General features: G+C 66.5%; 10 protein-coding genes. 1 reads left to right on the top strand and 9 read right to left on the bottom strand.

Annotated elements, in window-relative coordinates:
• Positions 1-433 precede the first annotated feature (433 nt).
• The 6 genes from QX126_RS17655 to QX126_RS17630 all read right to left on the bottom strand — a co-directional run bounded on the left by QX126_RS17655 (position 434) and on the right by QX126_RS17630 (position 6,704).
• Positions 434-1,480: a peptidase M29 gene (locus QX126_RS17655; protein ID WP_315782583.1), complete on the bottom strand. Its 1,047-nt coding sequence runs from the start codon at positions 1,478-1,480 to the stop codon at positions 434-436.
• A gap of 33 nt (positions 1,481-1,513) precedes the next feature.
• Entirely contained in the window at positions 1,514-2,275 is a 762-nt protein-coding gene (locus QX126_RS17650) for an ABC transporter permease (RefSeq protein ID WP_315782581.1), read from the bottom strand.
• Positions 2,272-3,048: an ABC transporter permease gene (locus tag QX126_RS17645; protein ID WP_315782579.1), complete on the bottom strand. Its 777-nt coding sequence runs from the start codon at positions 3,046-3,048 to the stop codon at positions 2,272-2,274. The genes QX126_RS17650 and QX126_RS17645 overlap by 4 nt, the downstream gene beginning before the upstream one ends.
• On the bottom strand, positions 3,045-3,890 hold the full coding sequence (locus QX126_RS17640; RefSeq protein ID WP_315782577.1) for an ABC transporter ATP-binding protein: 846 nt from the start codon (positions 3,888-3,890) through the stop codon (positions 3,045-3,047). The genes QX126_RS17645 and QX126_RS17640 overlap by 4 nt, the downstream gene beginning before the upstream one ends.
• A gap of 105 nt (positions 3,891-3,995) precedes the next feature.
• Complete coding sequence (ilvD, locus tag QX126_RS17635; RefSeq protein WP_315782575.1) at positions 3,996-5,702, bottom strand: dihydroxy-acid dehydratase; 1,707 nt, start codon at positions 5,700-5,702, stop codon at positions 3,996-3,998.
• A gap of 24 nt (positions 5,703-5,726) precedes the next feature.
• Entirely contained in the window at positions 5,727-6,704 is a 978-nt protein-coding gene (locus QX126_RS17630) for an ABC transporter substrate-binding protein (protein WP_315773042.1), read from the bottom strand.
• Positions 6,705-6,995: 291 nt separating this feature from the next.
• Between QX126_RS17630 and QX126_RS17625 the strand changes: the two genes are divergently transcribed.
• Entirely contained in the window at positions 6,996-7,346 is a 351-nt protein-coding gene (locus QX126_RS17625; protein ID WP_315741101.1) for a RidA family protein, read from the top strand.
• 20 nt (positions 7,347-7,366) lie between these two features.
• On the opposite strand, the gene QX126_RS17620 is transcribed toward QX126_RS17625, so the two are convergent.
• From QX126_RS17620 to QX126_RS17610, 3 genes are all read right to left on the bottom strand, one after another.
• Positions 7,367-7,603, bottom strand: coding sequence for a hypothetical protein (locus tag QX126_RS17620; protein WP_315782573.1), 237 nt, complete (start codon positions 7,601-7,603; stop codon positions 7,367-7,369).
• Between the two features lie 86 nt (positions 7,604-7,689).
• Positions 7,690-9,066 (bottom strand): sigma-54 dependent transcriptional regulator, encoded by a 1,377-nt coding sequence (locus QX126_RS17615; RefSeq protein WP_315782571.1) that lies wholly within the window; start codon positions 9,064-9,066, stop codon positions 7,690-7,692.
• 12 nt (positions 9,067-9,078) lie between these two features.
• Positions 9,079-10,881 (bottom strand): ATP-binding protein, encoded by a 1,803-nt coding sequence (locus QX126_RS17610; protein WP_315782569.1) that lies wholly within the window; start codon positions 10,879-10,881, stop codon positions 9,079-9,081.
• Between the last annotated feature and the right edge of the window lie 62 nt (positions 10,882-10,943).

The following is a 10,943-nucleotide window of genomic DNA, read 5'->3' as shown; positions in this document are numbered from 1 at the left end:
CGCAGTCTCCCTGGTGCACCGGCTTGTTGGCCACCATGATCCGCGCGGCGCGTTAGCGCCGTCGCGAACGTAACACCAGCTTCGGGGTGTCAGGACGCTGCGACTTCACGTCCGCAATCGATCGTTCGTCCGCGCCCTCATGAGAGGACGCTGCGATCTCTCGCGGCCATCGCTCCCCGCCTCGCGTGTCGTGACGATCGCGCGCAACGCCCCTCCGCAGTGAGGCGGGATGGCGAGAGAGAACCATGAATTCCGAAAAATAGCAAGTAAATTATTTTTTTCAGAATACGCCCCGGGCATCTTCCGTTGCTCATCGCGGACGCTTCGCCATTTAGGGCGATCTACCCACCACGGTGACGGTGCGCTCCCCTCCCCGCAAGGGAGAGGGGAGTACACTGCCCGCTGGGCGCGTGCTCGCGAGCCACAACGAGAACTATCCGAACACGTCCTGCAGCACGCCCTCCTTGATCACGGCCACACCGTCCAGCTCGATCGTGGTGCCCATCATCGGCAGGTCGAAATGGCCAGCCGTGTAGCGGCCGGCGAATTCGTTGGCGCCGGTGGAGAACAGGAAATTGCCGGGGACGGCGCGCAGCTCGGTGCCGTTGGTGTCGCGCTGGTCGTACATGGTCAGCGCCTCGTAGCGCGCGCCGGGGTTCATGCCCCAGCCGACATGCGACACCGCATAGGCCTCGCGGTCGCCCCAGGAGGCGAGATAGGAACGCATCATCGCGGCATCGGCACCCTCGCCGTCCAGCCCGGTGACGTAGTCGTCGCAGAGGGTCATCGTCACCGGTGACGTGAGATAGCGCTTGAAGGTGAGGTTGATGTCGCCGGGCGCCATCACGATGGTGCCGTTGACCGATTTGCTCCTGGGGAAGCTGACGACGATGCCGCCCGGCCAATGCGCCAGCGTGCCGGGACGGTCGGTCCAGCCCCAGACGCCGACGGTCGAGGCGCCCTCCATGATCACGTCGAGATCGGTGCCGGCCTTCGAGGTCACGCGCATCCGCTTGGTGCCGCGCAGCATCTTGGCGGCGGCGCGCACGCGCTTCTCGAGCGCAGAGTCAGGCACCATGCGCTCGAGCGCCTCGGGATGTTCGTTGGAGATCACCAGGATGCGCGCGCCGGCCTTCAGGATCTCCGGCGTCTCCACCGCATGCATCAAGCCTTCGATGGTGCAGTCGACGACAAAGCCGGCCTGCTGCAGCGCTGAGACCACCGGCCCGAGCTTGCCGATCGCCTCCGACGCACCGGTCGAGCGCACCGGCACCGGATAGCGGTTGCGCGGGGTCGGCACCACGACATGGAACGGACGCGCCCCCATCCGCAACAGCGCCAACTCCGCAAGGTGGACGTTGAGGGCGCGCGACTGCGTTTCCGACAGGATCGCGGCGGTGTCACCCGCCTTGACGGCACAGCGCTCGAAGATCTCGCAGAATGCGTCGATCCATTTCGCCTCGATGCGATCCGCCAGCATGGTACGTTCTCCCGATTGTTGTTGGTGTTGTTATCAGACTGAGGGGAAGCCGCGCAGCAGATAAGCGCGCAGGCCCTGCAGCAGGCCGTTGAGAATGAGGCCCAGCAGCGAGATCGTGATCAGCGGCACGAACATGTCGACAGCCTGGAAGGTGCGCGCGGCGGTCACCAGCACGTGGCCGAGCCCGTCGGTCGAGGTGATCATCTCGGCCAGGAACACGACGATGCAGGAGATCACGAGGCCGATGCGGCAGCCGGTCAGGATCGACGGCATCGCGGCCGGCAGCACCACCTTCCACAGCACGTCGCGCGGCGGCGTGCCGGCCGCGAGCGCCGACCAGATCAGCTTCTGCTCGACGGTCGTCGCGCCGTAGTAGGTCGACAGCAGGATCGGAAACAGCGCGTCCGCCGCCACCAGCATGATCTTGGATTCGTGGCCGAAGCCGAGCAGCAGCAGGAACGCCGGATAGAGCGCGACCTTCGGCAGCGGCGCCAGCACGCGCACGATCGGCTTGACGGCGGCGTTGACAGGCGGGCTCACCGCAGCGGCAATTCCCAGGGAAACACCGAGCATCACGGCGATCGCAAAGCCCGCGAACAGCCGGAACAGCGTTGCCACGATGTCCTGCTGGAAGGTGACGCTGGTGAGCTGCTGGCCCATCCGCAAAAACACCTGCCCCGGCGGCGGCAGCAGGGTCGGCGGCGCATAGCCGAACGACACAAGCCCCTGCCACAGCAGCAGGACCAGCACGATCGGCGCGGCGCCAAGGAGGATGTCGTTGGAGGTGCGCGTCATGAGAAGCTCAGCGGCATGTCGAACTGCGGCTCGGACCAGCGCACCAGCCAGCGCCTGACGACCTCGAACGCTGCATCGAGGCAGATGCCCATGGCGCCGATGATGATGATCATCGCGAACACCGTGTCGTACTGGCCCATGTCGAGCGCGTTGAACAGGATGTTGCCGGCGCCGGATTGCCGCGCGATCATCTCGCTCGTCACCATCGTGATCAGCGCCAGCACGATTCCAGTGCGGCAACCGGTGAGGATCTCCGGAAGCGCCGCGGGCAGGACAATGCGCAGCAGGCGCTCGCCGGCCGAGAGTCCCATCGCCGCGCCCGACCACAACATCTTCTCCTCGACCGCCTTGGCGCCCTCGAAGCTGTGGTAGATCACCGGAAGGCTGACGCCGAGGAAGATCACCAGCGTCTTGGAGATGTCTCCGACGCCGAGCCACAGCATGATGATCGGCATCAGCGCCGCCTTCGGCACCGGGTAGATCAGCATCAGCAGCGGATTGAAGAAGGCGGCTGTCGACCGGCTGCGCCCCATCAGGAGCCCGAGCGGAATCGAGAACGCAAGCGCCAGCGCGAAGCCGATCGTCATCCGCCGCAGCGAGGCCAGGATGTTGATCAGGGATTCCTTGTCGGTGAGGATCGGCGGGATCGCACGCAGCGATTCCAGCGCGGTCGGAAAGCTGTCGTTCTTCAGCCCGAGCGAGGCGAGCTGCCACGCCAGCAGCAGACCGCAGCAAGCCAGCACCGGCGCGAGCGGCTTCAGCAGGCCGTTCATGACGGCAGCTCGTTGTCACCGGAATCGTCGAACATGCGCTCGATGTCGACGATGTATTTCTGGTAGCGCGGGTCCAGCAGCAGCTCCTCGCGGCGACGCGGCCTGGGCAGATCGATGTCGATCACCTCGCGGATGCGGCCGGGCGAGCGCGACATCATGACGACCTTGTCGGACAGGAACACGGCTTCCTCGACCGAGTGGGTCACGAACAGCACCGTCTTACGGTCGCGCTCCCAGATGTCGAGCAGGTCGTTCTGCAGCCGCGTGCGCGTATGCGCGTCGAGCGCGCCGAACGGCTCGTCCATCAGCAGCACCTCCGGCCCGTAGGCCAGCGTGCGGGCCAGCGCGACGCGCTGCTTCATGCCGCCGGAGAGCTCCTTGGGATAGAATTTCTCGAAGCCGGTGAGTCCGACCATGGCGAGCAAAGTCCGCGCGAGCGCCTCGGCCTTCGCCGGCTTCTTGCCCTGCTGCAGCGGACCATACATGACGTTGCCGAGCACGCTCTTCCAGGGAAACAGCGCGAACTCCTGGAACACCGGGCCGCGATCGGTGCCGGGACCGGTGATCGGCTTGCCCTTCATCTTCGCCGTGCCTTTGGTGGGGCTGACGAAGCCGCCGACGATGTAGAGCAAGGTCGACTTGCCGCAGCCGGAGGGCCCGAGGATGGAGACGAAGGCGCCCTCGCCGACCGAAAGCGAAATGTCCGACAGCGCGGTGTGATCGCGGCGCGACGACGTCTTGAACACCTGCGACACGTGATCGATCTCGATGATCGGCGTGGCCGCGCGGCGGCCGAGCGGAGTGCCCGCGAGCTGGCCGGGTCGGATCGGGGTCACGCCCATGTCGGCTTCTCTTTCCGATGCAGCACGCTTAGAGGCTCCGTGATATCAGGCATGAAGACTGCCGCAGATTAGCAAGAACCCTGCCAATCGTCCCACGCGCGCCGCTCATTGCTGCTCCTGATCGAACCAGGGCCATTCGGCCGGTCCCTCATGCGTGACGGCGCCGAGCGGCGCCTGCCCGACCAATTTCGCATACTTCGCCAGCGCTCCCGCGCGGTGCCGCGGCGGCCGCTGCGTCCAGTGCTTGCGGCGCGAAGCCAGCTCAACGTCATCAAGCAGCACATCGAGCGTGCGCGCCTTGGCATCGATGCGGATCGGATCGCCGTCTTGCACCAGCGCCAGCGGACCGCCGACGAAGGCTTCCGGCGAGACATAGCCGATGCACATGCCGCGGGTGGCGCCGGAGAAGCGGCCGTCGGTGATCAGCGCGACCTTCTCGCCCATGCCCTGGCCATAGATCAGCGCGGTGACGCCGAGCATCTCGCGCATCCCCGGACCGCCGACCGGACCTTCGTTGCGGATGATCAGCACCTCGCCCTCCTGATAGTTGCGTGCGCGGACCGCGGCGACGCAGGCCTCCTCGTCCTCGAACACCCGCGCGCGGCCCTCGAACACCAGGTTCTTGAGGCCGGCAATCTTGATGACGGCGCCGTCGGGCGCGAGGTTGCCCTTGAGGACGGCCACGCCGCCATCCGCCATGATCGGCTTGGCCGGGCTGAAGACGATCTCGCCGTCCGGCGGGTTGGCCGAGCCGTATTCATCAGCCAGCGTGCGGCCCGTGACAGTGATGCAGGAGCCGTCGATGTGGCCGCTCTCGATCAGCGCGCGGATCACCACGGCGGCGCCGCCGATATCGTAGACGTCCTTCGCCGTGTACTTGCCGCCCGGCCTGAGATTGCCGATCAGCGGCGTGCGCGCGAACACCTCACCGACATCGTCGAGGGTGAAGCGGATGCCGGCCTCATTGGCGATCGCCGGCAGATGCAGCGCGGCGTTGGTGGAGCCGCCGGTAGCCGCGACGATGGCCGCCCCGTTCTCCAGCGCCTTCCGGGTCACGATGTCGCGCGGCAGCGGGCCGCCACGCGCGAGCATCTGCATGATCATGCGTCCGGCCTGCCGCGCGACGTGCGCGCGCTCGGCATAGATTCCGGGGATCATCGAGACGTTGGGCATCGACAGGCCCATCGCCTCCGACAGCATGCCCATGGTGTTGGCGGTGAACTGCCCGGCGCAGGCGCCGATCGTCGGCAGGCAGGACCGCTCGATGCCCTCGAGCGTGTCGGCATCGATCTCGCCGGTCATGTAGCTGCCGACCGCTTCATACGAGTCGAGCACCGTGAGCGTCCTGCCCCGGTACTTGCCGGGCAGCGCGCTGCCGCCATAGATGAAGATCGACGGAACGTTGCAGCGGACCATCCCCATCATGACGCCGGGCAAGGTCTTGTCGCAGCCGCCGAAGCCGATCAGCGCGTCATAGGCCAGGCCATGGACCACGGCCTCGATCGAGTCGGCAATCAGCTCGCGCGAGAACAGAGAGAACTTCATCCCCTCGTGGTTCATGCTGATGCCGTCGGAGACCGAGACGGTGGCGAATTCCCGCGGCGTGCCGCCGGTTTCGGAGACGCCCGTCTTCGCCGCATCGACCTGGAAATCGTGCGTCATGTTGCAGGGCGTCTGCTCGCCCTTCTGGCTAACGACGCCGATCATCGGCTTGGCGATGTCGGCATCGTCCAGCCCCATCGCGCGCATGAAGGCCCGGTGCGGAGCGCGATCGAGCCCTTCCACCGTCACACGCGATCGCAGCTTCCTCATCGACAAGGCTCCGCGTGAAGCCGCCTACTGGATCGGCGCGACGATCGTGGGATGCTTGAACTGGGCGACGTCGAGCTTCGGCAGCATGCCGGTCTCGGCGTAGATGTCGAGCATCTTCTGGATCGCCGGGAAGTTCGGCGCGGCCACCGGATCGCGGCCAAAATCATTGTCCTTCAGCAGATAGGTGTCGATCACGGCGACCGGCGCCTTCATGACCTCCGACACCACCTTCAAGGTCTCGTCGCGATTGGCGAGCGCCTTCTTCATGCCGGTCGTGATGTCGCGGACATAGGCCTTCACCAGCTCCGGGTTCTTGTCGACGAAGTCGGCGCGGCAGGCCTCGAGGATGTGGACGATGTTCGGCATCGCCTCGGACAGCGAGAACAGCTTGCGGGTGCCGCCCTTGGCCTCGGCGCGCGCGGCAAAGGGTTGATTCATATTGACGGCGTCGACACGGCCCTGGCGCAGCGCATCCTCCGACACCGCGAAGCCGACTTCGACCAGCTTGATGTCCTTGGCCGGATCGAGCCCGGCCTGCTTCAGCAGCATGTTGAACGGCCCTTGCGTGCCGCCGCCGATCACGGAAATGCCGACCGTCTTGCCCTTGAGATCGGCGATGGTCTTGATCGGGGAATCGTCCTTGACCGCCCAGTAGACCGAGAAGCCGCCCGGCTTCTCATAGACGTGCTGGGCGACGATGTAGGCCTTGAGGCCGCCGCCGACGACGCCGTTCGCCAGTGACAGCGGCGCTTGCGTGGCACAGTCGAGCGCGCCGGCGGCGAGCGCCTGCGTCATCGGTGCCGTTCCCTGGAACTGGGTCCATTCGATGTTGTAGGTCTTGCCGAGATCCGGAAATTCGGTCGGCCGCTTCATCATCCAGTATTTGGATTCTTCCGCCGGGATGGTCCAGCCGACGCGGATCGTCTGCTGTGCGAATGTCGGCCCCGCGCTCGTCACCAAAGCCATCGCCGCGAGTGCCGCCAGCATCAACCGTTTCCGCATCACGCCCCTCCGCCATTTCAAAAAGGAACCTCGCGGAGAATGTTTCATGTCTCAAATATCTGTGCAAGCGCGGAAAACGCCCCGCCTTTGCCTGCCCCATGGGCAAGCCCGCTTTGCAGCGCGACAAGGCCGGGTCATCGTGAAACGCCCCGCGGTCCGTGTGCCGCGGCGCGGTCGACAACGCAAGGTCGCACGCTCCAAGCTGGCGAAAGTGGCCGTTCAGCCGACTGGCGTCGCCGCGTCGCACGCGCTAGGGAGAAGCCCCGAATTGACCTTTTGAGGAGTTCTTCGATGTCGATCCAGCGTTTCGAAATTGGCCCGCGCATGAGCCAGGTCGTCGTTCACGGCAATACCGTCTATCTCGCGGGAGTCGTCGCGCAGAAGACGGCCGGTGAAAGCGTCACCAAGCAGACCGAGGAGATTCTCTCGATCATCGACGGCCACCTCGCCAAGGCCGGCACCGACAAGTCGAAGCTGTTGTCCGCGACGATCTACCTCACCGACATCAAGACCTTCGGCGAAATGAACGCCGTGTGGGATGGCTGGGTCTCGGCCGGCAATACCCCGGCGCGCGCCACGGTCGAAGCCAAGCTGGCTGCGCCGCAATACACCGTCGAGATCATGGTGATCGCGGCGAAGTAGGCGCGCTGGGTCGCCGCGCACTAGTCAGTGTCGCGGCGACCAGTATTGCGATTGAGCGGACCACGCCGCTCGCGCATGAGCCCTTCCGGAAGCACCGGCTCGGTGCCGGGTAACGGCTCGGCGCGCACGTCGGCGCCCCACTGCTCCTGCTGGTGGGGCGTCGTTTTGTCCTTGACCTGGTGCGACTGCGGCAGACCGTCCTTGCTGACGGGGTCGTAGGCGCCGGAGCGCAGGTCGCGGGTGTCTCTGCCTGTCATGATCTTTCAACAAGCGGTGTCCAGCATTCGTTCCTGATCGCCGGCATGGAACAGATGCCCTCCTGCCGCCGCAAGACCAGCCACGGTCAGGACTGCGGCCGCAGCGGCCCGCCCTCGCGGATGCCGTCGACCTTCACGGCCAGCCGTTTGATCTTGTCGTAAAGCGTCTGCTTCGGAATGCTCAGCAGCGCCGCAGTCGCCGGCACGTCGCCGAGCTTGCGGCGCAACGCATCCTCGATGATCGAGCGCTCGATGTTCTCCAGCTGCCGTGGCAGCGACAGCTCCGAGGCCGCGGCGCCCGAGCGGTCGAGGACCTTGCGGTCGAGCACACCGAGCACGAAGCGGTCGGCGACGTTGCGCAGCTCGCGCACGTTGCCCGGCCATGAGTAGCCGAGCAGCAGCGACATGGTCTGCTCATTCACGATCGGCGCGTCGCGCTCGAACCGCTTGGCAGCCTCGAGGGTGAAGTGCTCGAACAGGATCGGGATATCCTCGCGGCGTTCGCGCAACGGAGGCAGCTCGATGAACGCGACGCCGAGACGATAATACAGATCGGCGCGGAACAGCTTCTGCTCGCTGAGCTCGAACAGATTGGCCTTGCTGGCCGCCACCACGCGGCAATCCACCGCCACAGGCTTGTTGGAGCCGACGCGCTCGACCGAGCGGTCCTGCAACGCCCGCAGCAGCTTCACCTGCACGCTGAGCGGCATGCTCTCGATTTCGTCGAGGAACAGCGTGCCGCCATGGGCATATTCGATCTTGCCGATCCGCTGCTTGGTCGCGCCGGTGAAGGCGCCGGCCTCGTGGCCGAACAATTCGCTCTCGACCAGCGACTCCGGCAGGCCGCCGCAATTCACCGCGACATAGTTGCCGCCGCGCCGGGCGCTGTGAGCGTGCAGGCAGCGGGCGACGACGTCCTTGCCGGTGCCGGTCTCGCCATAGATCGTCACGTCGACATTGGTCGAGGCCAGGGTCGAGACCAGGCGGCGCACCTCCTGGATCTGCGGCGAGCGCCCGAGCAGGCTCGCCTCGATGCCCTGGCGGTCGGCGAGCGCCGAGCGCAACGCGCGGACTTCGAGCGTCAGGCGGCGCTTGTCGAGCGCGCGGCGAACGACGGAGACGAGTTGCTCCGACGAGCACGGCTTCTCGATGAAGTCATAGGCGCCGTTGCGCATCGCTTCCACGGCCATCGAGATATCGCCGTGTCCGGTGACCAGGATGACCGGCAGGTCCGGATCGAGCCGGTGCAGCTCGGACAGCCACTCGGTGCCGCTCTTGCCGCGCAGCCGCACGTCGGAGACCACCACGAACGGCATGTCGGCGCGAACGGTCGTGCCTGCGGCTTCGGCGGAGGCGAACGGCGTGACCGAGAGCCCGGCGAGCTGCAGCGCCTGGACGGCGCCGATGCGGACATCCTCGTCGTCCTCGACATAGATCACGCCGACCGGTTGCTCAGGAGTCATGCGGGAACCTCTTCAATCGGCAAGCGGCAGCAGCACAATGAACTCGGCGCCGGACGGCACGAGATTCCGCGCCCGCAGCTCGCCGCCGAACGACCGCGCGATGTGATTGGCGATCACGAGCCCAAGTCCGAGACCCTTGCCGGCCGGCTTGGTCGTCACGAAGGGCTCGAACAGGCGCGGCAGGACATCGGCGGCGATCGCTGGGCCGCTGTTGGCGATGGTGATGCGGCACTGGCCCTCCTCACGCACGGCGCGGATGTGGATGGACTTCCGCGCGGCGCCCTCGACGGCATCGAGCGCGTTGGCGATGATGTTGCAGAGCAGTTGCTCGAGCCGGATCTGATCGGCCCTGACATGAAGCTCGGGCGCGAGATCTATGGTGACGTCGACATTGCCGTCCTTCACCCGCGCGCCGAGGATCTTGAGCGTCTCGGACAGCGCCTGCTCGACCGAGACGGCATCGAGCGGCGCGTTCGATTTGTAGGCGAACACGCGCAGCTGGCCGGTCAGGCGCGCCAGCCGGCGGACCAGCTCGCCGATGCGGATGAGATTGCCGCGGGCCTCGCCGATCATGCCGCGATCGACGAATTGCACGGCATTGTCGGAGGCGGTCTGCAGCGCCGCCAGCGGCTGGTTGATCTCGTGCACCATGCCGGCCGACATCTGGCCGAGCACGGCGAGCTTGCCGGCATGGACGAGTTCGTCCTGCGCGGCGCGCAATTCGGCGGTGCGCTCCTGCACCCGCATTTCCAGCCTGTCATTGGCGGCCTGCAGCGCGGCCTGGCTCGCCAGCCGCTGCCGGATCTCGCGGCGTCGCTGCGCCAGCAGGCCGAACGCCAGCAGCGCCACGATGCTGGCGAGACCCGAGAGCGTGCCGATGATCAAGGCCGTCCGCCGGATCGGCGCCTCGTCGTCGAGCAGCAGCAGCTGCCATTGTCGCCCGTTGAGCGGACGCTCGTCGACGCTGTAGACCGCGCCGCGCTCGGTCGCGACCTGGCCGCCGCGATCGGTCCTCTCCATGAAGCTCCAGCCGAGCGGCGCGAGGCTGGAGCTGCCATAGGGCTTGGACGTCGCGATCTCCTCGAGCGCGTCGACCGAGAGCGGCGTCAGCGGGCGGAAGCGCCATTCCTCGCGCGAGGCGAGAATGGTGACGCCGCGGGCGTCGACCAGCAGCATGTCGGCACCGCGGTTGCGCCATTCGCGCTCGAAGGCATCGAGATTGACCTTGACGACGGCGACGCCGATGGTCCGTCCCTCTTGCTTGACGGCATAGGACAGGTAATAGCCGGCGCGCGCGCTGGTGATACCGATGCCGAAGAACACGCCGCGGCCGGTCGCCAGCGCTTGGCGCATATAGGGGCGGTAGGACAGGTTGCTGCCGACCGGCGTCCCCGGCTGATCGAAGTCGGCGGCGGCGATCGCATCACCGGCGACGGTGAGGACATAGAGGTTGTCGGCGCCGGCCAGCAGGTTGATCGACTTCAGATGCAGGCTGACGCTCTGCTGCAGCGCGCGATCGTCCGGCGTGCCGAGCAGCCGGAAGACATCGGGCGAGGTCTCCAGCAGCGAGGGCAGATATTCGAAGCGCGAGAGGTAGCCGTCGAGCTGCGCGGCCTCGACCGCCAGCCGCTGCTGGGCCGCGGCGTGCCGCTGATCGAGCCCGCGGGAAAAGGCAATGGCATAGCCGAGCCATGCCACGACGCCGACCAGCGCAGCCGCCATCACTCCGCGAGCGACCCAGCCCGCGCGCCTGCCGACCACCGCGGTGACGTCGGGATGTCCCTCGAGGCCGATCCGGAATGGAAGGTCCGTCATTCCCTTTTCCAGGCCCATCACGTTCCAGGCCCATCACTTCCCAGGCCCGTGTACCGGGCCGC

Source organism: Bradyrhizobium sp. SZCCHNPS1003 (genome assembly GCF_032381555.1).
Taxonomy (GTDB): domain Bacteria; phylum Pseudomonadota; class Alphaproteobacteria; order Rhizobiales; family Xanthobacteraceae; genus Bradyrhizobium.
Note: the sequence above shows the minus strand (reverse complement) of the source record. Positions and strands in the feature narration are given on the sequence as shown.